Source organism: Echinicola rosea (assembly GCF_005281475.1).
Taxonomy (GTDB): Bacteria; Bacteroidota; Bacteroidia; order Cytophagales; family Cyclobacteriaceae; genus Echinicola; species Echinicola rosea.
This window is the reverse complement of the sequence record NZ_CP040106.1, coordinates 6034160-6056681: the sequence shown is the minus strand read 5'-3', so window position 1 is coordinate 6056681 and position 22522 is coordinate 6034160. Positions and strand designations below refer to the sequence as shown.

The window sequence follows — 22522 nt, the reverse complement described above, 5'->3', positions numbered from 1 at the left end:
TTGGTTTAGTTCAGCTTTTGGTAAAAATAAGGCTTGTAATCGGGTAACAGACCGGGATGGAAGATTTTTATCAGGTCTTTGAGAATGATGTCCGGGCGGGTATAGCCCAGTTCAAAATACTCCAATCCGCCCGTGGCCCCCCTCGTTTTGGCAAAAGTATAGACATTTCCGGTTTTGAATGCATTAAACTGTGTGTAGCGGGAATCGGCTTTTTCCATTTGCTTCAAGGTGCCAAATTCAGCGGTGCTGATCCAAATATCGGCATTTAGTCCTTTGTCCAAGACTACTTCGTAGTTGAGCTGGAGGCTCCCAGTGCTTTCTTGGTCTTTAAATATATAGTCGGCACCTGCGTCTTCCAGAAAGATGGCACCCCAGTTATTGCCCGCAGGGGCGTACCAAATATCCCGGTACATGTTACCGCTCAATACGGTAGGGGTGGAAGTGAAAGAGGCCTCCTGAACATCACGCTTTAGGCTGAGGTAGTTGTTCTTTATGTCGTCAAAACTGACTACAGCCTGTTCGAAGGTGCCTGTCAATGCTCCGGTAAACTTGATCCATTCGGCTCGGCCCAAGGGATGCTGCTCCACGTAGTCCCCATTGATGACCGTAGGAATGTTTGCTTTGGTGAGTAGTTGTAGTTCTTTGAGGTTTTCCCCGAGCGTGGAGATCATCAGTAGGTCAGGGGAGAGGTCAATGATTTTTTCGGTGTTATAGTTGGCACCACTTCCGAGTTCTTGCACCAATCCCTTATCAATGCGTTTCCGAATCGGAGAAGAAGAAATCAGGTCCAGGTTCGGGAATGCGATAAGACGTGAGGGGATTTCCAATGCCACCAAATGAGGGACCTGCGTAGTGGAGGTCAGGATGATGTCCTGTACAGAGGGGCTAATGATGGCATCATAGTCTTCCTCTGGGACGTCGGTGGAGGAATCCTCTTTTATCAGGTACCTGAAAGGTTGATGGTCTCCGGGGAAGCCCTTGGATACTTCGGCCACTTTATATCCAACTCCCTGGTATAGACGGAAGCCCACTGCGTAATCAAGTTTGATTTCTTGAAGTTCAGGACTGCTTTTTTCATTCTTGGGACTTGAACAGGCCCATGCCAATAGCAGCATAAATGCCAAGAACAGGTGTTGTTTGGTCATGTAATGTCTAAAATGGTAGGTGTAGTCCATTGTTGTTATGAAAATGGACTTGAGATATATTACTTCAAATTATCCTTCAAAAATAACCCACCACTTTTTATCTGCCAACTAATTAGAAAAATACTCCCAATCTGACGGAGGCCCTGTTAAAGGTGAATTTGTCCTGGTTGATAGAATGGTATCCAGAGGGAAGTCCGTTTTCGCCCGTTATGTTGGTGGGATCCAGCACACCGGTAAATTCTGATATGACCTGTCTTTTGTATCCTAAGGTTAGGCTCAACTTGGCTTTTCCCCCAGTCTTCATCAGCAGTCCAACGGTTGGGTTGATGAGGAATCCCCCTTCCGTCCATTCTGTATCAGTGTCCTTTTCGAAAAGGGCTGCTCCCAAGCCGGTGTCAAGTCCAAATAAGGTAGAAAACTTGGTGTCCGAGGAAAGTTCTGCTCTTGCGCCGAGGGCAAATGGTATGATTTCAGTTTGCTCATAGGTGTCCACTCCCGTGGTAAATCCCAAGCTCAACCAGCGGTTAGCCTTGACGCCATTAAAAGTTTGAAAAGTGAAGGATGTGTGCGGGCCAATTGCCTGGTTGTTTTGGAGGATGCCTATTTCGGTGTGATTGGTAAAAGGAAGTGACTGCGCACAGCCACTTCCTATATGAAAAAGCATTATCACCAAAGTTAAAACAATCCAACTAGTAGTTTTAAAAGTGAGTTTCATGTTTTGCAGGTTAAGGACTAATGGTTTTATTCTATCGTGATGGTGCTTAACTGTTTGAGCTTGCTCGGGGTACTGTAATCATACTGAGTGATGAGTTTGTTGCCAATGACGATAAGGGATTTGGGCCCTGGGATGAGGTCAAAAGCATTCAGCCCCTGGAGGTGTTCCAGTTGGTTTTGATCGATTTTAAGCACATCCGATACATTGAAGCTCTTCAGCCCATATTCTCCTTCACAGACATACAGATAGTCTCCTGCTAGCCCAAGGCCGTGTGGATTTTCCATCGAGTAGGATTTTAATAACTTGGGGAGTGATGGGTCGGTGATATCCAGCACTTCCAGTAAGTTTACGCCTTGTTGGCAGAAATTTCCTGACCGTAGCGTTACGAATGCATAATCATCATTGGCGACGACGGGGTCGCAGCTGGTAATGTGCGAGTAAACGGATAGCTGCTGAGGGTTTGCAGGTGCCGAAATGTCATAAATATGCATGCCTGTAGTGGAGCCGATAAAAAGTTTGTCCTTAAAGGGAAAGATGGTCTCTATTCCCCAGCCCAATTGGATTTGTTTGACAAATTCAGGGTCTGCTTTTTCGCTGATGTCAAAGAGACGAAGATCGTAGTCATCTACGGTGTACAAGTGGCCATTGGCAAGTGTGAACCTGGCCATGCTGCCTCCCTGTCCGTAATTTCCCTGTCCACCACCGGTTTCTGCATTGGAGAAGTTCATGGCATCCAGCCATATCCCTCCTCCGTTCCAAGTCCTGATGGGTTCTTCGGAAGTGATGACTGTGTCCTTGAGGTAAGTAAATATTCCCGCTACCTGATCGACGTAATAGTTCATGAAAACGTCTTCTTCCCGGTTGGTCAAAGAGATGTCACGTGGATCGCTGATGTCAAAGGACAACAAATCGATATAACTGTCTGCGTAAAGGATATTGTCGTTAATGGCTAAATCAGCTGCCCCGGGAATTTCTATAAAGCTGATGTTTTTGGGATTGGAAGGGTTGGTGTTGTCGATGACATGGATGCCTTTATTGGGTTCACTGATAAACAGGAAGTCATCAAAAATATAAATCTTTCCTTTTTTATTGATATCCCTTGGGGCGACAGGGCCGACATAGATGTCCCTGAACACCTCTGTCTTGAGGGATACGGGGATTTTTGCTTGATAGGTATAGGTGCTTTCTACCTGGTCTTGGCAGGAATTAAAGCCAAGGGCTATTACAAGAATAAGCAGGATACGAAGCATGGCTGCAGATGAGGGTAAAGGCTTTTTCATGGCTAAAGTATGTTAGGTTAAAAGTCTATTTTCCTCCCTAGACGCAGCCCAATCATAATGTGCTACAGGCGATTAGAAAAAAAATGGGAAAAACAGGGCATTCTTAGATATCGAGTGCGCGTTTCATCTTGTTTTCAAAATTTTCGAACAGATGAATGTAATTTTTAAGAATGTTCTGTGTGACCTTGTTTTGTACGTCTTCGGTATAGACAGGGGTGGCCTTGATACGGCAAATAATCATGTCCAGCCAGCCTTTGCCATCATCGATGAGCTCTTCATTGAATGCGTCCAAGGTGAGGTCCCGGGAGCCCGTATAGGGCGGCCTGCCTTGTTGCTTAAAAAATGCTGTCATGGCATTAAGGGCAAGTTCGTGCGTTAACTCAAATGACCGGTGTAAATGCTGCTCATTTTTTTGACTGATGCCTTTCAGGTTGATTTCCTCGATTACATCATGCAATTCACCAAGTGATTCCTGAAAGTTCTCAAAGCATTGTTCGCTGGATAATGGTTGTGTTTTCATAGTGGCTGTCCTTTTTCTAAATCTACAAAAATCTAATAAAGAAAGCACCGATTTTTCCGGTGCTTTCCAAATTTAATTTCTGTCTAAATTAAGGTCATCTTACGCTGTAGGATTGTCTGAATACCCTGCCCCTTGGGGTGATACCTTCCAGGACAAGCCTTCCGCTGTATTCTTCCAGAAAGGTACCGATTTCGTCCGGATCTTCGGCAGGTTCTCCATTTACCTCTGTTAAGATAAAACCATTTCCCAATCCCAATTCACTGAGATAGCCACGTGTAAGGGCAGTGATTTTTACCCCATAATCGATTTCATAACGGTCTTTGTCCACTGTATTGACTGCTTCAAGTTTTGCGCCCAGCAGACCCGAAGAATAAAAGGCCTTTTCGATGACTCCAGTGCCTCCATGAAGGTTTTGGAGTGTGATGTCGGCACTCTTTTTCTGATTGTCACGTAGGTAATGCAAAGTCACCTGATCTCCAGGGTAATGGTAAGAAAGGACTTCTTCAAAACTCCCTTTTCCTTTGATATTGGTGTCGTCGATTCCAATAATGACGTCTCCGATTTCCATGCCGGCTTTTTCGGCGGCTCCATTTCGGATGATGTGGTTGACGATTACACCGTCCAGTGATTCGATGCCCATTTTTTCTGCTATTTCAGGGGTGATTTCCTCTGTGCCTACTCCAGGGATGGCTTTTTGTACTTCCCCAAAATTGATAAGGTCATTGGCGATTTTGGCGGCGATGTCCACAGGGACAGCAAAGCCATAGCCGGTATAGGTGCCTGTTCTGGAGAGAATGGCCGTATTAATGCCTACAAGCTCTCCTTTAATATTGACGAGTGCCCCACCGGAGTTGCCCGGGTTAATGGCAGCATCAGTTTGGATAAAAGACTCCAGCGGAAAGTCACCGCCGAGGATGTTGATCTGTCGCTCTTTTGCAGAAACTATTCCTGCAGTGACTGTGGAGGTAAGGTTGAAGGGATTGCCCACGGCGATGACCCACTCTCCGATCTCAAGGTCGCGACTACTTCCTTTTTTGATGGCGGGAAGTCCGCCAGCATCGATCTTCAGTACTGCGATATCAGTGTTCGGGTCAGTGCCGATGAGTTGGGCCTTGTAGGTTTTTTTATGATGGATGACCTCCAAGGTCTCTGCATCTTCCACGACATGGTTATTGGTAATGATGTAGCCGTCCTCACTGAAGATTACCCCAGAACCAGTACTTACCTGCTGTGGACTGCCCCCCTGGGGGCCAAAGAAGTAATCGAAAATACTGTACCTACGGTAATCGGTCCCGGAAAAGTTCTTGATAAATACCACCGATTCGGTGCTCCGCTCCGAGGCTTCCACAAATGAAACGGGCGTATTGGCGGGAGTCCTGCTTGGAGGGGCAGCATTTGATTCCGTAAAGTTATTCACTTGATGGGAGAGGAGTTCGGTGTTGCTCGATTGGTGCTCGGCAAGGGAAAGATCAAGTGAAAAGAGTTGCTGATATGCCCAAGCGCCCAGCAATCCTGCCACAAAGGCCAAAATGAACGTGGTTAAGCTTTTTTGCATGAGATGATATGTTTTTTTTCAATTTACGGTTAAATCCAGTTTTCGGTCACCCCTTTAACAATTTTTAATAAATCCCGCGGGGTACCTTTGGGCGGATAAATCCAAGCATGTACCGCCTTGGGTTTTTGCCAAAATCACATTTAATAGGTGCAATAGGTACTTTTATGTTGACAGATGGTTTTACTCGTAGCCTTTGGCCAAAAGAGTGCCAAAGGTACCCAAGCTGAAAAAGTGGCAAAAAAACCAAGGAAAAGTCTTTGAAGCTTGTAAATTTGTCAGCTTATTGAGAGAGGAGAAACAAGACATCAATGTCAAGTAAAAAACGCGTGGCCCTGTTGGGTTCTACAGGCAGCATCGGCACACAGGCACTCGAAGTGATCAAGAGCCATGCCGAGCATTTTGAAGTAGAAGTGCTGACGGCCCAGAATAATGTGGATTTATTGATCCAGCAAGCCTTGGAGTTTCAGCCCAATGCTGTGGTCATTGCCAATGAGTCGCACTATCCAAAGTTAAAGGAAGCCTTGGAGCCGCACTTTATCAAGGTGTATGCAGGAGAGCAGGCACTTGCACAGGTGGTGGAGATGGATTCCATTGACGTGGTGCTGACGGCCTTGGTGGGGTACTCGGGACTGCTGCCGACCATCAGTGCCATCAATGCCGGGAAGCAAATAGCCTTGGCCAATAAAGAAACCCTGGTGGTGGCAGGAGAGCTGATCACGAACTTGGCAAAGGAAAAAGGAGTGAACATTTATCCTGTGGATTCAGAGCACTCGGCCATTTTTCAGTGTTTGGTAGGCGAATTCCATAATCCAATTGAAAAATTGATTTTGACCGCTTCTGGAGGACCGTTTAGAGGAAAAGACCGAATGTTCCTCGAAAGTGTCACCAAGGAACAGGCCCTGAAGCACCCCAATTGGGACATGGGGGCCAAGATCACCATTGATTCGGCTTCACTGATGAACAAGGGACTTGAAGTGATCGAGGCAAAATGGCTTTTTGGTGTCCGGCCAGAGCAAATTGACGTAGTAGTACATCCGCAATCCATCATCCATTCGTTAGTACAATTTGAGGACGGAAGTATAAAGGCGCAACTTGGACTGCCGGATATGCGTATTCCTATTCAATTTGCCTTGACATATCCAGACCGGTTGGTGTCCGAATTTCCGCGATTTGACTTTATGCAGTATCCTTCTTTGGATTTTGAGAAGCCTGATATGGGGACGTTTAAAAATCTCCAGCTGGCCTTTGATGCCCTGGAACGGGGAGGGAATGCACCTTGTGTTCTCAATGCAGCCAATGAAGTCGTAGTGGCCTCATTTTTGAGCGATCGGGTAGGATTTCTGGAAATGTCCGATATCATCGCCGAAACCATGTCAAAAGTCGATTTTGTCCGTTCTCCTAAATTGGAGGATTTTGTAGAAACCGACAAGGTGGCAAGAATAAAAGCAAAAGAATTAATAAAGATTAAAGAATAAGGTATGGATACTTTGATAATGATAGGCCAGCTTTTGTTGGGATTATCTATTCTTGTGGGGTTGCACGAGGGAGGCCACATGTTGGCAGCCAAAATGTTTGGCATGAGGGTGGAGAAATTTTCGATCGGATTCCCTCCCAAAATTATTGGGTTCAAATATGGTGAAACGGAATATTCCTTAGGAGCCATTCCTTTGGGGGGATTTGTGAAGATTACAGGAATGGTCGATGAGTCGATGGATACTGAGCAGCTTTCTTCCGAGCCCCAGCCATGGGAGTTCAGGGCAAAACCAGCTTGGCAGCGTCTGATTGTGATGCTGGGAGGTATCATTGTCAATGTGATCACAGGAGTGCTGATTTTTATTGCGCTGACCTACGATCGTGGAGAGACTTATTTCTCGAGAGATCAGGTGATCGAGCATGGTATCGTGGCCTACGATATTGGCAAGCAGATCGGCTTCCAAGATGGCGATAAGATATTGGATGTCAATGGCCATACCTATCAAAGCCTTTCCGACCTGTCAAGTGGAGATGTGTTACTGAGTGAAAACGGATATTATACCGTGGAGCGGGATGGTGAAATCATCCAGATAGACATTCCAAGGGGTTTTATCAATTCCTTCTCCAATCAGGAAGCCATGTCAAATTTCATTGATATAGGACTGCCTTTTACGGTGGATGAATCGTTTAAGGGAACCCCGGCCGCTGAAATAGGCCTTCGGAATGGAGATAAAATTGTAGCGGTAAATGGAAATAAGGTTCGGTATTTTTCGGATTTTCATAGGATGCTGGAGGAAAACGCCGGGCAGTCGGTTTCTTTGACTTATGAGCGAAATGGACAGCAGATGCAAGCAAATGCGGATATTCCTAAGGACGGCATCATAGGCATTCAGGTTAACTACCTCATCGAGCCGGTAAGAAAGCAGTACAGCCTGAACGAATCGATTTTCAAAGGAACAGAAAAGGCCTTTAGCGTAGTGATTGTGAATGCCAAAGCCTTGGGCAAGATGTTTACCGGTGAGGTGTCCACCAGAAATGTCAGTGGACCGATCGGGATGGCAAAGATTTACGGAAGTCGATGGGATTGGGTGAAGTTTTGGAGCATAACGGGATTGATTTCTATGATTTTGGCCTTTATGAACCTACTGCCAATTCCTGCATTGGACGGTGGCCATGTGGTGTTTTTGCTTTATGAAATGATTTCTGGAAGGAGCCCTTCCGAAAAATTCCTCGAAAATGCCCAAAAGGTCGGCATGGTATTGTTGCTGGCCTTAATGGTGTTTGCAATCGGAAACGATATCTTGAAGCTATTTACGGGAGACTGATTTAATCCCTATCAGCAAAAATCTATAAAGAGGCCGTCTCATAAGTCCTCGTCATGGCGATTCCGATGGATATTGGAAGAAGCAATCTCGTCACACGTGCATTGAAAGCATATCGAGATCGCTCCGCTCATGATGACGGATTGTTCAATGATGAGACAGCCTCTTTTTTGCGTTAAACCCGCATTTAATGCCGTTTAGTTAGTGTGTATCTGGAAAATATGGGTTCTATATTTTTTCCTTGGGCAGTTATTTTTCTAGCTAAATCCCTAGGTGGTTTTCATCCCTTTACCTTTGTTACTTTTTTGCTTCAGGTCAAAAAAGGAACCAAAAAACCCCGCCGCTACGCCACGGCGCACAGGTGTGCAGGTATTGGCCTAAAATTAAAACCTCCCCTCATGCAGGCAAACTCCTCCTGTCGAAAGCCAAGCAGGCCTATCTAAAGCCAGGTAAACCTTCTTTAGCTGCCAACATTCTTTTTGGCTAGTATTTCGTCAAACAAGCCTGCCTTCTTGCCCACCCGCTTTTTAATTTCTTAACGTCCAATACCTGCAAGGCGGATTCAGTTAATAAGTCCCAAAAATGTATCGCTTCCTTTTGACGGCCCTTGGTATGCCTGTTTTCCAGCCGATGGTGGAGGCCGTTAAGAAAGTGAGTTGGCTCGCGTCGTGGAACAGCGAGACCCACTCGCTTTTAGGCCGTAGCCATCGGGTGGAAATTAAAATGGGTGACGGATCCACGTCGCAGGGGAAATCCATGTCCCATTTTAAAGGGCAGACCACCGGCCTAGATTTTTTTCTTTCTTTTTTCATCAATGGAAAAAAGGAAAAGGATAAAATCCACCAGGATGATCAGGTTTCCCCAGCCAAAGTCAATCAAAAAAAGGACTTTTAGGTATATGAAAAGAAGGAAATCCCCTTAACTAAACGGCATTGAACCCGCATTATGCACTAGCCTATCTATTGCGACCTGATCCGCCGCGGCGGACAAAATCAATCGCTTCGCTGCTGTTTTCGATTTCACCATTGCGATGCTATGATTCAATCTCCAAACAGCCTGATTTTCTTGTAGTTTCAGCTCTCATGACGATTCCTAATGCATAATGCGGGTTAAAGGAATGCAGGATAATTCATGTGCGCTTGGATAAAAAACCTGCCAATTTGTACCTTTTTTTTTATTGGCATGTCCATTGAGTTGAATAGATAGGCCTTAAAATGTAGAAAGGTCGTTCTTTTATTGTAAGTTTAACTATGACAAAATAACAGTCATTCTGTATATATGAAGAAAAATGACAGTTCCTTATACCAATCTCTGATCGTGGGTGATTTTGCGGGAGAAGGAGATTTGATCCAATTGATCACAGATGATGAGGAGGACGAGCAGTCGCGCCTTGAAGACTATGCTGAAGACATTCCGATCCTGTCCGTAAGGAACACGGTGTTGTTCCCAGGGGTAGTGATCCCCATCACCGTGGGAAGGCAGCGATCGATTAAGTTGGTCAAAAAAGCCCATAAAGGTGACAAGATGATCGGCGTCTGCGCACAGACCAATCCAAACAACGATGATCCAGGATGGGATGATATCTATCATGTGGGTACCATTGCCAAGATCATCAAAATGATCGTCTTGCCGGATGGTAATACAACCATAATTATCCAAGGAAAGAAGCGTTTCAAGATCCGTGAGACCATTACGGAAGATCCTTATTTTCAGGCAAAGGTAGATTATCTGGACGAGACCTTTCCCGAAGGCAATAAACAGATCACAGCATTGGAGGAATCCCTCAAAGAGGCTGCGGCCAAGATCCTACAGCTCAATCCTGAGATTCCACGGGAAGCTCAGGTAGCCTTGGACAATATTGACAACACGGCCTTCCTGACCCATTTTCTTTCCTCAAATATCAATGCTCCTGTAGAAGCCAAGCAGAAGCTGCTAGAAATCAATGATGGCCTTGACAGGGCGACGTTGCTTTTGGAGTTTATGATGAAGGATATCCAGATGCTGGAGCTGAAGAGTGAGATTCACAAGAAGGTTCATACCGACATTGACCAGCAGCAGCGGGATTATTTCCTGCGTCAGCAGATGAAAGTCCTACAGACGGAGCTTGGTGAAGAAGGTCCCGAGAAGGAAGTGGAGGAACTTCGTCTGAAGGGCCGAAAGAAAAAGTGGCCGGAAGAAGTGGGCAAGCACTTTGAAAAAGAGCTTGACAAGATCCTCCGTGTCAATCCATCCGCGGCAGAATACCCTATCGCGCTGAATTACGCTGAGCTGATGGTGGATTTGCCATGGAATGAATTCACCAAAGACAACTTCGACCTGAAGCGTGCCAAGGAAATCCTGGACAAAGACCACCATGGTCTGGAAAAAGTAAAGGATAGGATCATCGAATACTTGGCCGTGCTCAAGCTGAAAAATGATCTTAAAGGACCGATCCTTTGTTTGTACGGCCCTCCCGGTGTGGGCAAGACTTCCTTGGGCAAGTCTGTCGCAAAAGCCTTGGGCAGAAAGTACATCAGGATGTCCCTTGGTGGGATGCACGACGAGGCAGAGATCCGTGGTCACCGGAAGACCTATGTAGGTGCGATGCCCGGTAAGGTAATCCAAAACATGAAAAAAGTACAAACATCCAATCCTGTCTATGTGTTGGATGAAATCGATAAATTAAGTGCTGACTTCAGGGGGGATCCTTCCTCGGCATTTTTGGAGGTACTGGACCCTGAGCAGAATAATGCCTTTGTGGACAATTACCTCGAGGTGGAATATGACCTTTCCAAGGTACTGTTCATCGCTACTGCCAATTCATTGGAAAGTATTCAACCTGCCCTGCGGGACCGGATGGAAGTGATCGAAGTAACCGGCTATACCATGGAGGAAAAGGTGGAAATCGCCAAAAAGCACTTGATCCCAAAACAGCGGAAAGAGCATGGGCTAAAGGCGAAAGATATCAACTTTGACAAAGCGGCCATTGTAAAAATCATAGAAGGATATACCAGGGAATCCGGTGTCCGTAACCTTGAAAGACAGGTAGGTACGGTGATCCGGAATGTGGCCAAATCCATTGCGATGGAAGAAGATTATCAGAAAAAGATCACGGCCGAAATGGTAAGAAAAACCCTCGGCGGGGAGCTGTTTGACAAGGAAATCTACCAAGACAATAGCGTTGCTGGAGTAGTGACTGGTTTGGCATGGACTTCCGTGGGGGGCGAGATTCTTTTTGTGGAATCTTCGCTTAGCAAAGGAAAAGGCAAGCTGACCCTGTCGGGACAATTGGGAGATGTGATGAAAGAATCAGCGATGACTGCGATGTCCTACCTAAGGTCCAAGGCTGATCAGTTGAATATTGATAATAGGGTCTTTGACCAGTATGACTTGCACGTCCATGTGCCGGCCGGAGCGGTGCCAAAAGACGGTCCATCAGCTGGAATCACGATGCTGACGGCATTGGCCTCACTGTACACCCAGCGAAAGGTGAAAGCAAAACTGGCCATGACCGGAGAGATCACCCTTAGGGGCAAGGTGATGCCAGTGGGAGGGATCAAGGAGAAAATCCTAGCCGCCAAAAGGGCAGGAATCAAAGATATTATCCTGTGTAAGCGTAATCAAAAAGACATCGAAGAAATTCACGAGCGTTATGTGAAAGGAGTGAATTTCCATTTTGTGGACAATGTAAATGAAGTGCTGGACCTGGCACTCCTTAACCAAAAAGTGGACAATCCTGTGAAGTTTACCTTCGAGGAAAACCATAAATCAGTACACACCTGATAATGAAATTTCGGCGGGATCGGTCAATAGCTCCCGCCGATTTATTTTTTGTTGCTGATAGTTTGGCAATGAGCCGAAGTACAGGTTCGTTTGAACTATACAAAGACCTGAATGTTTTATGAGGTAGTACGGCAAACGAAATAAATGTTAACCATGGAATCAAGACCTGATTTCTTGACACGGACAATTTATGAGAGAAATTAATGATTTGACACCAAGACAAATCGTCCAAGAACTGGACAAATACATCATTGGTCAGCGGGAAGCCAAGCGAAATGTGGCCATAGCCCTGCGAAACCGAATCAGAAGGATGATGGTAAAGAGTGACCTGCAGAAGGATATCGTTCCCAATAATATCCTGATGATCGGATCCACAGGGGTGGGCAAGACAGAAATCGCCCGCAGGCTGGCCAAAGTGGCCAATGCGCCCTTTACAAAGGTGGAAGCATCCAAGTTTACAGAAGTAGGCTATGTGGGCAGGGACGTGGAAAGTATGGTCAGGGACCTTGTAGAGCAATCCATCAACCTGGTCAAAGAAGCCAAAAATGAGGAGGTAAAGGAAAAGGCCGCAGAAAATGTAGAAGATGTCCTGCTGGACATCTTGATTCCACCGGTGAAGTCACCTGGGTTTAGCACTAGCCGAGCCAAAACGACTTCCAGTAATGGGGATTTTGACCCTGAAAAGGCTTCTGAGCAAGAACTCAATGAAAAGACCCGGGAAAGGTTTCGGGAGAAACTCAGGAATGGTGAGCTAGAGGAGCGTAAAGTGGAGATCAATGTCAAGCAGTCAAACCCCGTGGGAGTGGGCATGATCGGTAATGGCATGATGGATGATGCCAGCATGGCGGGACTTCAGGACATGCTCAATGGCATGATGCCCAAGAAGACCAAAAAACGTAAGGTGACCATTGCCGAAGCCAGGAAAATATTGATGGAAGAAGAGGCTTCCAAATTGATCGACTTCGATGAAGTGAAGGAAGAGGCCATCCATTTGGCAGAAAACAACGGCATCATCTTTATCGATGAGATCGACAAGGTGGCCAAGAGCGGTAAAAATGGAAGTGGACCTGATGTCAGCAGGGAAGGTGTCCAGCGGGATCTGTTGCCCATTGTGGAGGGAAGTGCCGTCAATACCAAGTACGGACTCGTTCATACCGACCACGTGCTGTTTATCGCTGCGGGGGCTTTCCATGTCAGCAAGCCCTCCGATCTTATTCCTGAGCTACAAGGACGCTTTCCGATTCGTGTAGAGCTGGACAGCCTGACGCAGGAGGATTTCAGTAGGATACTGAGAGAGCCCAAAAACGCCCTGACCAAGCAATATCAGGCGCTTTTTGAAGCAGAAGATGTGTCACTGGAATATACCGATGATGCAATCGAAGAAATCGCGCGGATCGCCTTTAAAATCAATGAAGACGTGGAGAATATTGGTGCCAGGAGATTACACACGGTGATGAGCCATTTGCTCAATGACTTCCTGTTTGATGTTCCGGACACCATCGAAGCCAATGCCAAGATCATGGTGACCAAGGACATGGTCGGGGAACGTTTGAGCTCCTTGGCCCAAAACAAGGACTTGTCACAATATATCCTTTAAATATAAAATCCCAGAAGGAATGAAAAACCTGTATATCTTGACTGGATGTAGCAAAGGATTGGGCAAGACTCTTTTAGAGGTGCTCTTGGCCGATAAGGAAAATATGGTGGTCGGAATTTCCCGATCACCTATGGAAGAAACAGGTAATTTTAAGCACCATAGTTTGGATCTCGCCCATTCTGAGGAGCTGTCCGGTAAGTTGGCAGCGGTCTTCCCAGAGGGAGATTTTGAAAAAGCAGTATTAATCAACAATGCCGGCTGGATAGGGGAGATTGCACCCATTGGCCGTTTGGATCCAACTGGCATAGCTACCATCCATGCCGTCAATGTGGTCGCCCCGGCAATCTTGATGAATGCATTTGTCCATACGTTTGGGGGCAGGTCGTTGAAGAAAACTGTTGTGAACATCTCTTCTGGAGCCGCGGAGAAGAATATGGATGGCTGGTCTGGTTACAGCAGTTCGAAGGCTGCGCTTAACCGCTTGACCTTTGTGGCCCAAGAGGAAAGTGACCTTAAGGGCTACGGTATTCGTTATTTTGCCCTTTCTCCTGGCATAGTTGACACTCCCATGCAGGCCGATATCAGGGCTGCAAAAGAGGAAGATTTTAGTAATTTGAGCAAGTTCAAATCTTTTAAGGAAAACCAAGAACTGACGTCCCCTGATGCGGTGGCCCAAAAGGTGATGTACTTATTGGATCATGAGGGTGATTTTGGCGATGTGCTGCAGGATGTGAGGATGTTTTAGCTTTTTTGATCTCCAGATGCGTAAGGCAAGATTACCACAATTGAAATTCACTTATTTTTTCGGATAGTCCACAAACCAAATTTCCGCATTATCAGGACCAGTGGCCATCCAGTCATCCACCTCAAATGTAAACCCAAACTGTCCGCAGGTAGGGAGGTTATCGATTTCACCACCCAGTTTTTCGATGAGTTCATTGAAGCCGGGATTATGGCCAAAGACCAAGACGGTATGTTTGTCGTTTGGGATTTTACGGACGGCTTTTAGGATAGTGTTGGCAGTGGCGTGATAAAGGGAGGAAGAGAGTATCACGTCCGTTTTGGAAAAATGGAGGTGTTCTGCTGTGATGTATGCGGTGGCCTTTGCTCTTTCGGCATCGGAAGAGAGGAAATAATCTGGTGAAACTCCTCGTTTTTTGAGTCTTTGTGCCATGCGGGGAGCATCTCTCAACCCTCTAATGGCAAGCGGCCTTTTGTGATCGTCCATATAGGGATCGTCCCACGATGACTTGGCGTGTCTATAAATAATTAAACTTTTCATTGTTAAAAGATACGAAAAATCAGTTTGATTTTTAGGTGAAATTTTATAGTTTGTTGTTTCATTTAACCACTAACAATTGATTATTATGCTTACCGGAAAAGTGAAATTTTATAATGAGGCCAAAGGATTCGGTTTCATTATTGATGACGAGTCTCAAAATGACGTCTTTGTCCATGCTACTGGACTAGAAGAAAAAGTAGCTCAAAATGACAAGGTGTCTTATGATGTCAAGGAAGGAAAAAAAGGATTGAACGCTATAAATGTGAGAAAATCATAGTATTTCAGTCATTTTTTTAATGAAAAGGGAGTCTTGTTCGGAGGCTCCCTTTTCTTTTTGTCCCAGTGGCTATTGCAAGATGAAAAATATCAAGGACACTGCCAAGACGATGATCAGGCTTTTTGCTTTGTCCTTTGGGCCTTCGGCGATCTTTCTCATGCGTAAAACATACACAGCAATGCTGAGGGCAAGCAGCTGCGCCAAAAGTCCGAAGCCGTTGAGGAAGGCCAGCTTTGCTGGGTCAAAAACGGCCATGACCTTATTGGCTAGGGGGACGATACATAAGATGATGCCTATCAATCCAATGATGAAACATCGCTGGAGCAGCTTGCTGGGGTCTTTATCCATCCAACTCATATAACCGGTTATTTATTGATTTTCTCTTTTCTTTTAGCGAAATATTCCCCGATTTCTTTTCCGCTCAAGGCATTTAGTGTCATGGCTTTTGTCAGCCCGCCTTTTCTGCCTGTCAGTACTCCGTATTTCATATGGAAATAGCCGTTTTTTTCATGGGCGTCCGGATTTATGGAGAGCATGACCTCTTTTTCCATGGCGTAATGGACCCACCTCCAGTCCAAGTCCAGCCGCCACGGGTTGGCGTTGATCTCGATGACGACATTGTTTTCGGCGCAGGCGTCTATGATGGCTTTATGGTCGATTGGATAGCCTTCCCTTCGTAGCAGCAGACGACCGGTAGGGTGTCCCAAAATGGTGGTGTAGGGATTTTCAATGGCTTTGATCAGCCTTGCAGTGGCTTTTTTTCGCGTCATGCTCAGGCCACTGTGGATGGATGAAACGATAAAGTCAAAAGAGTCCAGTACGTCGTCAGGATAATCAAGGCTACCGTCCACAAGGATATCACTCTCGATGCCGCTGAAAATCTGAAAGGGAGCCATTTCCTTGTTAAGGCTGGTGATTTCTTTTTGCTGCTGCGCCACCTTGTCAATGTCCAGGCCACCAGCATACATGGCCGTCCTGCTGTGATCGGAGATTCCAAGGTATTCATAGCCTAGTTCTTGGCAGTATTGTGCCATTTCTTTTAAGGTATGTTTGCCGTCACTGTAGGTGGAGTGGTTGTGTAGGATTCCCTTGAGATCCTTTTCTTCAAGTAAGGTCGGCAATTTATTTTCTTTGGCAAGGGGGATTTCGAATTGTCCTTCACGCAGCTCGGGAAGCACATATGCCAGTCCTGCCTCTTTATAAGCGGCTTCTTGGTTATCGAAATTTCCGGTTTTGAAAAAGCTGCCGAGGGGTTTGCCATCATCCATTGGCGATAACAAATGGGCACGGCTTGAGCTGCGAAGCAATTGTTCATTTACAAAATTGGAGGGGGATGTAATAAAGAAAATTACGCTTAAGTCCCGCTCCCCGAGTTTTCCTCGCCAAGTGAAGGGGCTTGAGGATTTTTTGTCTTGATGGAGGACATCCAGCGAAGAGAGCTTTTGGAGTGTCTTTTTGCGGTCATCGGTTTTGATGAGGTATTCTACCTGTTCGATGATTTCGTTCTTACGGGCATATGCTCCCGTGAGCGAGACAGCATCTTCGCCAAAAATAGTCACCAGTTCTTTGTGGAGTGTTTCCACTGGTTCTTCCACATCTGCATAGTGCCATTTACCTTGGTTGGAAGCCATGAATTCAAGGGACTGAATGATGCTTTCCTGTGTCTTCTGGCCGAATCCTTTTATTTTGGCCACTTCTCCGGCCTGACAGGCTTCCAGCAGTTCATGGACTGAGGTGATGTCTAGTTCCTTCCAGAGCACTTTGATCTTTTTTGGGCCCAGACCTTTTATTTCCAAAACCTCCAAGAGCCCTTTGGGCGTGTCTTTCAGCAGTTCTTCCAGGTATTCGTGAGTGCCCGTTTCCTGTAACTGTACAATGACCTCGGCGATGCTTTTTCCAATGCCATTGATTTTCTGCAATGCCTCTTTGTCCAACTTTTCGAGGCTTACATTGCCTTGGTCTATGGAGTAGATAGCAGAAGTATAACTTCTTATTTTAAAGGAGTTCACCTCATGGAGTTCCATCAGCTGGGAAGTGAGTTTGAGGATTTTGGTAATGTTTTTATTGTCCAAAGCTTCTGTCGGTTTGGGTTTGATACAAGGACAAATGTCCGTAATTATTGTTTTAAAATAAAATACTTAGCCTTATCTTAAGGTACAATCAAGTTAGAAAGATGAGGATAGAAATGAATAAAATCTTAGGGGTATTTTTTCTTATGGCGGTTTTGCCAATTTATGTCAGTGCCCAAGTGCAGTTCGTCAGCAGGGCGGAAGTTCCCTCAGAGTGGGACGATCGTGACTATCTGGTTTTGCCCACGCAGGATGGTACCATTGCCTTTCGGGTAAAAGCCAAAAAAGGATTCAGTTTGGAGCAACGGCTGCAGTATTTTTTCACCGATCGGGAGCTCCGTGGTACCCAGGTGTATGAAGTGCCAGTGAAAGATTATTTTGACTTGATCGGGTTTGATCTGGATGACGAATACCTTTATACCCTATTTCAGAAAGGGGAAAGCTATTCCAACGAAAAGATCGTCTATGAGATCAACCTGACCAATCACCAAGTGAGGGAGGTGAAGTTGGACAATATCCTCGAAATGGAACTCCAGGAGTTTTTGATCATGGACAAAAAGGCCATTTTGATGGGCATGATGGACTATCGCCCTGCCATCCAGCTGTTGGATACCGAGACGGGAAGTGTACTGACGGTACAGGGAGTGTATGCCAATGAAGTGAGTATCCTTCAATTGAGGAAGGATCCCGAATTAAAAGTGTTTGATGTGTTGGTGAGCAAGCGGGATCGCTATAAGCAAAGGAGCCTTTCGATCATGACTTTTGATATGGAGGGGAATAAGCTTCGGGAAGTAAAGGTGGAGCCGGAAAATAGGCCTGACTTGGAGATCGTCGAGGGCATCCTGACGCCGATGGATGATTACAGCCAAGTGCTCATAGGACCTTATGGGCAGCGAAAAAGAGACCCCAATATGGGCGTGTATTTTTCAAGAATCAATGAATTTGGTGAGTATGAAAACAAATTTTTGACCTTGGCGGATTTTCAGCACTTTTATAATTACCTTCCGGAGAAGCAAAAAGAACGAAGGGAACGAAAACTGGCCAGGGACATCGAAAAGGAAAGGGATTTGGTACTGCCAAATACATTGGTGACCCGGGAAATAGTGGCGGGTAAAAATTATTTTTTGGTGTACAATGACTATTATCTGACCAGTTCGGGGAGGTTTTCGCCACGGGATATGATGTATAGCAGTGATTTTTACCGCTATGCTCCACTGAGCATGCGAAACAGGGTGGTTCCCGGTGGATATCCGTGGTATTATCCCGGGACGGATGTGATGTCCAATAACGAATATAAATTTATGGCCGCCCAATTTTTGCTATTGGATAGGGAGGGTAAATTGCTGTGGGACAATTCCCTGTCGCTGGAAGATGTGACCACGACCAATCCTGGGAAATATGGTGAAGTCAGTTTTGACGGAAGCAATCTTTATTATCTCTATTTGGATGATACCAAACTGCAATTGAGCTATTTGCATAATGGGGAAATTGAGCTGGAAAATGAAGAAGTTGACCTTGTCCTGATCGATGAGGATGAGAGGATAAAAGACACACAGGGTGAAAGCCTTTCACTTAGCTGGTGGTACAAAGATTATTTTTTGCTCTCAGGGAAGCAGCGGATCAGGTACCTGAGTGAATCAGGTAAAGAGGAGATCCGAGAAGTTTTTTTTATGACCAAAATTCGTGCAGATGCCAGCCTAATGAAGGAGGACGAGGAAGCGCAATAAGGAAGATGGAGGTGTGGCTTGCCAATTGGGGAGGTCCATTGTCCTGTAATTCTCGTAGTGAAGCGGTCAAGGCTGACAATTTATTTCTATATTTGTGCTCAAATCACAGTTATGCAAAAAAGACTTGTCTTAGACCAAAAACAAATTTCAATCATACTGGACCGGTTTTGCTACCAGTTGATTGAAAATCATGATGATTTTGACAATACAGTGCTCTTGGGATTGCAGCCTAGAGGAGTGTTGGTGTTGGACCGGTTGGAGAAGCGGCTTGAGGAAATCAGTGGGGTGAGGGTACCGTCCGGTTATTTGGATGCCACCTTTCATCGTGATGATTTTCGCAGGAGGAATATCCCTCTCAAGGCAAACGAGACGAAAATTGATTTTTTAATAGAGAACAAGCATGTGGTGCTAGTAGATGACGTGCTTTTTAAGGGACGTTCTGCACGTGCCGCGATGGATGCCATGATCGCCTTTGGAAGACCCAAAAAAGTCGAGTTGATGGTGCTTATAGATAGGAAATATACACGTGATTATCCCATAAAACCAGATTATTGTGGTCGAGAGGTCAATACCTTGGAAAGCCAGTATGTCAGTGTGGAATGGGCGTTGAATGGATTTGAGGAGGATGCGATTTGGATAACCGAAAAAGAAGTTAAAAGCTAAGAATGCAACAGCTAAGTACCAAACATTTATTGGGTATCAAGGGACTGAATGAACAGGATATCCAACTGATTTTCGAGACTGCGGATAACTTTAAGGAGGTTATCAACCGACCGATCAAGAAAGTTCCTTCGCTACGAGACATCACCATTGCTAATGTATTTTTCGAAAACTCCACACGAACAAAGCTGTCATTTGAGTTGGCAGAGAAAAGGCTTTCAGCAGACGTGGTCAATTTTTCCTCCAGTAACAGTTCCGTAAAGAAAGGGGAAACCTTAGTGGATACGGTGAACAATATCCTCTCCATGAAGGTGGATATGGTGGTGATGCGCCATAGCAGCCCTGGAGCCCCCCAATTCCTTTCGCAAAATATCAACGCCAATATAGTCAATGCTGGGGACGGTACCCATGAGCACCCGACCCAAGCCTTATTGGATGCTTTTTCTATCCGTGAGAAACTTGGAGATGTGGCTGGTAAAAAAGTAGCAATCATTGGCGATATCCTTCATTCTAGGGTGGCTCTCTCTAATATTTTCTGCTTGCAGAAGCTAGGAGCGGAAGTGATGGTCTGTGGCCCCATTACCTTATTGCCAAAATACATTTCCAGTCTTGGCGTGAAGGTGGAACTTGATGTCAAAAAAGCCTTGGAATGGTGCGATGTGGCCAATGTACTGCGGATTCAATTGGAAAGACAGCAGATCAAGTATTTCCCTTCTCTCCGTGAATATTCCCTTTATTATGGCGTGGATAAAAAGCTCCTTGACCAGTTGGACAAGGAAATTGTCATCATGCACCCAGGCCCCATCAATAGGGGAGTAGAGCTTAATTCTGATGTAGCGGACAGCGAGCATTCCATTATCCTCAACCAGGTGGAAAACGGTGTAGCGATCAGGATGGCCGTCTTGTACTTGCTGGCAGGGGTGAAATAATAGTGTTAGAAAATACCATACGATCGTCCCAACTGAAAAATATTTGTAAATTGTCGTAAAGAATTAATCCTAGCAAAAAATGATATACAATTCGATCATCGACACTATTGGCGATACTCCTTTGATAAGGCTGAATAAGCTCAATAAAGGCATCAAAGGAAAGGTTTACGTGAAGGTAGAATATTTCAATCCCGGCAACTCGGTGAAAGATCGAATGGCGATCAAGATGATTGATGATGCCGAAAAAGCGGGTATCCTAAAACCTGGGGGAACGATTATCGAGGGGACAAGCGGCAATACCGGAATGGGATTGGCTTTGGTGGGGATTGCCCGGGGTTATAAGTGTATTTTTACGATGGCGGATAAGCAGTCCAAGGAAAAAATAGACGTCCTCAAAGCCATGGGGGCAGAGGTGGTGGTCTGCCCTACCAATGTGGCACCGGATGATCCACGCTCTTATTATTCCGTTGCCAAAAAGCTTAATAATGATATTCCCAATTCATTCTATCCCAATCAATACGATAACCTCTCCAACTGGAAAGCACATTATGAAACCACCGGGCCGGAAATTTGGAGGGACACAGAAGGCAAAATCACCCATTTTGCAGCAGGGGTAGGCACTGGAGGTACCATGAGCGGTACGGCCAAGTACCTCAAAGAACAGAATCCATCCATTGTTTCAGTGGGGATCGATACTTATGGTTCTGTATTCAAGAAATACAAGGAGACCGGGGAGTTTGATGAGAACGAAATCTATCCCTACCTTACGGAGGGCATAGGAGAGGATATTCTACCGGCCAATGTTGATTTTTCAGTGATTGACCACTTTGTGAAGGTGACCGATAAGGATTCGGCCGTGATGACCAGAAGGCTTTCCAGGGAGGAAGGGCTTTTTGTAGGTTGGTCATGTGGTTCGGCGGTACACGGTGCCTTGGAGTATGCCCGCCAAAACCTGAAGGAGGATGATACGATGGTCATTATCTTGCCAGATCATGGTACCCGATATCTTGGTAAGGTGTATAATGACGATTGGATGAAAAACCACGGGTTTTTGGAGGATAATACCTTCGGAACGGCACGTGATATTATTTCCAGTAGAAATGGAGCGTATGAACTGGTGGTGGCAATAAAAGGAGAAAAAGTAAAAGCTGCGATTCATGTGATGAACGAAAGATCTGTTTCCCAAATTCCAGTAGTGGAGGACGGTAATGTCATAGGAAGCCTTACCGATACCAAGTTGTTAACCAAGATCATTCAAAACCCAGCCTTAAAAGATGCATCCGTAGAGGAGGTGATGGAAGATTCGATGAAGTTTGTGGCATTGGACAGTACGCTGGATGTACTGTCTTCTATGGTGGACAAGGATAAGGCCGTTTTGGTAAGGGACGACATGCACCAAATCCACATCATCACCAAGCATGATATACTGGAGGCCATAACTAAAGGATAGGCGATGGGTCATTTTATTTGGCCATAAATGTAACGTAGGAAATATGGGGTAAAATGGTGATATTTAATTTTTTATTAGAGATTTGTGCTTTAATACTTGATCCATCACCTATCACCTATGACGAAGTTACAGCTTAATAAGCTTATAGAAAGAGGCTATGATTTTGATATTCAGACAGTTTTCATGGAAGGATGGACACTGTTTAAGCAGCAGCCCGTTTTTTCTATTGGTTACACTGGATTTGTGATCTCATTAGAACTGTTGTTTTTACTATACCTAAAGGAATATGCGCTGCTGTTCAGTGTGTTTTTGGCGGGGCCTTAATTTTCCGGATTTTACTTAGTGGCCAATAAGCTCAAGGCCAATGAAGCAATCGCCTATACTGATTTCTTTCAGGGGTTTTCCTACTATATTCCGATCATTTTGATTTGGTTGATCGGCCAGATACTGGTTTCTGTGGGATTGATACTGCTCATCGTACCGGGTGTTTACTTGATGGTGGGTTATTTCCTGGCCATTTTGCTGCATATTTTTGCGGGGCTGGATTTTTGGGACTCGCTGGAATATAGTAGAAAGGTGGTGACCAAAAATTGGTGGAAGTTTTTCCTTTTGGTCATTTCGTTAATTGTTCTCAATGTCCTTGGGGCAATGATATTCGTTGGGGTGTTTGTCACCATTCCGTTATCTTTTTATGTCGCCTATTGTGCCTTCGAGACGGTTACGGAAGGAGCTTTGGCCGAAGAGCCAACGGAAGTTTAG

21 protein-coding genes are annotated in these 22522 nt (G+C 45.4%); 13 read left to right on the top strand and 8 right to left on the bottom strand.

Going from position 1 to position 22522, the window contains the following annotated elements:
• Positions 1 to 5: 5 nt before the first annotated feature.
• The 5 genes from FDP09_RS23620 to FDP09_RS23600 form a co-directional block, all read right to left on the bottom strand.
• Complete coding sequence (locus FDP09_RS23620) at positions 6 to 1175, bottom strand: ABC transporter substrate-binding protein (protein WP_229683472.1); 1170 nt, start codon at positions 1173 to 1175, stop codon at positions 6 to 8.
• An 82-nt stretch (positions 1176 to 1257) separates the two neighbouring features.
• Positions 1258 to 1809, bottom strand: coding sequence for a hypothetical protein (locus FDP09_RS23615; protein ID WP_137404891.1), 552 nt, complete (start codon positions 1807 to 1809; stop codon positions 1258 to 1260).
• Positions 1810 to 1886: 77 nt separating this feature from the next.
• Entirely contained in the window at positions 1887 to 3140 is a 1254-nt protein-coding gene (locus tag FDP09_RS23610; protein WP_137404890.1) for an LVIVD repeat-containing protein, read from the bottom strand.
• Positions 3141 to 3243: 103 nt separating this feature from the next.
• Positions 3244 to 3660: a nucleotidyltransferase substrate binding protein gene (locus tag FDP09_RS23605; RefSeq protein WP_137404889.1), complete on the bottom strand. Its 417-nt coding sequence runs from the start codon at positions 3658 to 3660 to the stop codon at positions 3244 to 3246.
• Positions 3661 to 3754: 94 nt separating this feature from the next.
• Positions 3755 to 5215, bottom strand: a complete 1461-nt coding sequence (locus FDP09_RS23600; protein ID WP_137404888.1) for a S1C family serine protease — start codon at positions 5213 to 5215, stop codon at positions 3755 to 3757.
• A gap of 308 nt (positions 5216 to 5523) precedes the next feature.
• On the opposite strand from FDP09_RS23600, the gene FDP09_RS23595 reads away from it, so the two are divergent.
• The 6 genes from FDP09_RS23595 (at position 5524) to FDP09_RS23570 (ending at position 14114) form a co-directional block, all read left to right on the top strand.
• A complete protein-coding gene (locus tag FDP09_RS23595) occupies positions 5524 to 6690 on the top strand; it encodes a 1-deoxy-D-xylulose-5-phosphate reductoisomerase (protein WP_137404887.1) in 1167 nt (388 codons plus the stop codon).
• Positions 6691 to 6693: 3 nt separating this feature from the next.
• Entirely contained in the window at positions 6694 to 8013 is a 1320-nt protein-coding gene (gene rseP, locus FDP09_RS23590; protein ID WP_137404886.1) for an RIP metalloprotease RseP, read from the top strand.
• A gap of 579 nt (positions 8014 to 8592) precedes the next feature.
• Entirely contained in the window at positions 8593 to 8904 is a 312-nt protein-coding gene (locus FDP09_RS23585) for a hypothetical protein (RefSeq protein ID WP_137404885.1), read from the top strand.
• A 384-nt stretch (positions 8905 to 9288) separates the two neighbouring features.
• A complete protein-coding gene (gene lon, locus FDP09_RS23580; RefSeq protein ID WP_137404884.1) occupies positions 9289 to 11772 on the top strand; it encodes an endopeptidase La in 2484 nt (827 codons plus the stop codon).
• A gap of 190 nt (positions 11773 to 11962) precedes the next feature.
• Entirely contained in the window at positions 11963 to 13369 is a 1407-nt protein-coding gene (gene hslU / locus FDP09_RS23575) for an ATP-dependent protease ATPase subunit HslU (RefSeq protein WP_137404883.1), read from the top strand.
• A gap of 19 nt (positions 13370 to 13388) precedes the next feature.
• On the top strand, positions 13389 to 14114 hold the full coding sequence (locus FDP09_RS23570; RefSeq protein ID WP_137404882.1) for an SDR family NAD(P)-dependent oxidoreductase: 726 nt from the start codon (positions 13389 to 13391) through the stop codon (positions 14112 to 14114).
• A 51-nt stretch (positions 14115 to 14165) separates the two neighbouring features.
• Here FDP09_RS23570 and FDP09_RS23565 read toward each other — a convergent pair whose 3' ends face one another.
• Positions 14166 to 14651: a SixA phosphatase family protein gene (locus FDP09_RS23565; RefSeq protein WP_137404881.1), complete on the bottom strand. Its 486-nt coding sequence runs from the start codon at positions 14649 to 14651 to the stop codon at positions 14166 to 14168.
• An 85-nt stretch (positions 14652 to 14736) separates the two neighbouring features.
• Between FDP09_RS23565 and FDP09_RS23560 the strand changes: the two genes are divergently transcribed.
• A complete protein-coding gene (locus FDP09_RS23560; protein ID WP_137404880.1) occupies positions 14737 to 14928 on the top strand; it encodes a cold-shock protein in 192 nt (63 codons plus the stop codon).
• Positions 14929 to 14997: 69 nt separating this feature from the next.
• On the opposite strand, the gene FDP09_RS23555 is transcribed toward FDP09_RS23560, so the two are convergent.
• Complete coding sequence (locus FDP09_RS23555) at positions 14998 to 15285, bottom strand: hypothetical protein (RefSeq protein WP_137404879.1); 288 nt, start codon at positions 15283 to 15285, stop codon at positions 14998 to 15000.
• A gap of 8 nt (positions 15286 to 15293) precedes the next feature.
• Positions 15294 to 17000, bottom strand: coding sequence for a helix-hairpin-helix domain-containing protein (locus tag FDP09_RS23550; RefSeq protein ID WP_137404878.1), 1707 nt, complete (start codon positions 16998 to 17000; stop codon positions 15294 to 15296).
• A gap of 113 nt (positions 17001 to 17113) precedes the next feature.
• Here FDP09_RS23550 and FDP09_RS23545 point away from each other — a divergent pair, with 113 nt between their 5' ends.
• The 6 genes from FDP09_RS23545 to FDP09_RS24140 all read left to right on the top strand — a co-directional run bounded on the left by FDP09_RS23545 (position 17114) and on the right by FDP09_RS24140 (position 22522).
• Positions 17114 to 18724: a transcriptional regulator gene (locus FDP09_RS23545; protein ID WP_229683473.1), complete on the top strand. Its 1611-nt coding sequence runs from the start codon at positions 17114 to 17116 to the stop codon at positions 18722 to 18724.
• Positions 18725 to 18835: 111 nt separating this feature from the next.
• Complete coding sequence (gene pyrR, locus FDP09_RS23540; RefSeq protein WP_137404876.1) at positions 18836 to 19387, top strand: bifunctional pyr operon transcriptional regulator/uracil phosphoribosyltransferase PyrR; 552 nt, start codon at positions 18836 to 18838, stop codon at positions 19385 to 19387.
• Between the two features lie 2 nt (positions 19388 to 19389).
• Positions 19390 to 20313: an aspartate carbamoyltransferase catalytic subunit gene (locus FDP09_RS23535; protein ID WP_137404875.1), complete on the top strand. Its 924-nt coding sequence runs from the start codon at positions 19390 to 19392 to the stop codon at positions 20311 to 20313.
• Between the two features lie 79 nt (positions 20314 to 20392).
• The gene (locus FDP09_RS23530) at positions 20393 to 21763 is read left to right on the top strand and encodes a cystathionine beta-synthase (protein ID WP_137404874.1); all 1371 of its coding nucleotides are present in this window, start codon (positions 20393 to 20395) and stop codon (positions 21761 to 21763) included.
• A 117-nt stretch (positions 21764 to 21880) separates the two neighbouring features.
• Positions 21881 to 22087 (top strand): hypothetical protein, encoded by a 207-nt coding sequence (locus FDP09_RS24145; protein WP_229683474.1) that lies wholly within the window; start codon positions 21881 to 21883, stop codon positions 22085 to 22087.
• Positions 22088 to 22105: 18 nt separating this feature from the next.
• Complete coding sequence (locus tag FDP09_RS24140; protein ID WP_229683475.1) at positions 22106 to 22522, top strand: hypothetical protein; 417 nt, start codon at positions 22106 to 22108, stop codon at positions 22520 to 22522.

What these genes read in the sequence shown, in the direction of transcription:
- FDP09_RS23565 (WP_137404881.1), bottom strand. Translation starts at nt 14,651, where the DNA reads ATGAAAAGTTTAATTATTTATAGACACGCCAAGTCATCGTGGGACGAT.
- rseP (WP_137404886.1), top strand. Translation starts at nt 6,694, where the DNA reads ATGGATACTTTGATAATGATAGGCCAGCTTTTGTTGGGATTATCTATT.
- FDP09_RS23535 (WP_137404875.1), top strand. Translation starts at nt 19,390, where the DNA reads ATGCAACAGCTAAGTACCAAACATTTATTGGGTATCAAGGGACTGAAT.
- FDP09_RS23530 (WP_137404874.1), top strand. Translation starts at nt 20,393, where the DNA reads ATGATATACAATTCGATCATCGACACTATTGGCGATACTCCTTTGATA.
- FDP09_RS23545 (WP_229683473.1), top strand. Translation starts at nt 17,114, where the DNA reads ATGAATAAAATCTTAGGGGTATTTTTTCTTATGGCGGTTTTGCCAATT.
- FDP09_RS23620 (WP_229683472.1), bottom strand. Translation starts at nt 1,175, where the DNA reads ATGGACTACACCTACCATTTTAGACATTACATGACCAAACAACACCTG.
- FDP09_RS23615 (WP_137404891.1), bottom strand. Translation starts at nt 1,809, where the DNA reads ATGCTTTTTCATATAGGAAGTGGCTGTGCGCAGTCACTTCCTTTTACC.
- FDP09_RS23610 (WP_137404890.1), bottom strand. Translation starts at nt 3,140, where the DNA reads ATGAAAAAGCCTTTACCCTCATCTGCAGCCATGCTTCGTATCCTGCTT.
- FDP09_RS23560 (WP_137404880.1), top strand. Translation starts at nt 14,737, where the DNA reads ATGCTTACCGGAAAAGTGAAATTTTATAATGAGGCCAAAGGATTCGGT.
- FDP09_RS23605 (WP_137404889.1), bottom strand. Translation starts at nt 3,660, where the DNA reads ATGAAAACACAACCATTATCCAGCGAACAATGCTTTGAGAACTTTCAG.
- FDP09_RS23585 (WP_137404885.1), top strand. Translation starts at nt 8,593, where the DNA reads ATGTATCGCTTCCTTTTGACGGCCCTTGGTATGCCTGTTTTCCAGCCG.
- FDP09_RS24145 (WP_229683474.1), top strand. Translation starts at nt 21,881, where the DNA reads ATGACGAAGTTACAGCTTAATAAGCTTATAGAAAGAGGCTATGATTTT.
- FDP09_RS23600 (WP_137404888.1), bottom strand. Translation starts at nt 5,215, where the DNA reads ATGCAAAAAAGCTTAACCACGTTCATTTTGGCCTTTGTGGCAGGATTG.
- hslU (WP_137404883.1), top strand. Translation starts at nt 11,963, where the DNA reads ATGAGAGAAATTAATGATTTGACACCAAGACAAATCGTCCAAGAACTG.
- lon (WP_137404884.1), top strand. Translation starts at nt 9,289, where the DNA reads ATGAAGAAAAATGACAGTTCCTTATACCAATCTCTGATCGTGGGTGAT.
- pyrR (WP_137404876.1), top strand. Translation starts at nt 18,836, where the DNA reads ATGCAAAAAAGACTTGTCTTAGACCAAAAACAAATTTCAATCATACTG.
- FDP09_RS23555 (WP_137404879.1), bottom strand. Translation starts at nt 15,285, where the DNA reads ATGAGTTGGATGGATAAAGACCCCAGCAAGCTGCTCCAGCGATGTTTC.
- FDP09_RS23595 (WP_137404887.1), top strand. Translation starts at nt 5,524, where the DNA reads ATGTCAAGTAAAAAACGCGTGGCCCTGTTGGGTTCTACAGGCAGCATC.
- FDP09_RS23570 (WP_137404882.1), top strand. Translation starts at nt 13,389, where the DNA reads ATGAAAAACCTGTATATCTTGACTGGATGTAGCAAAGGATTGGGCAAG.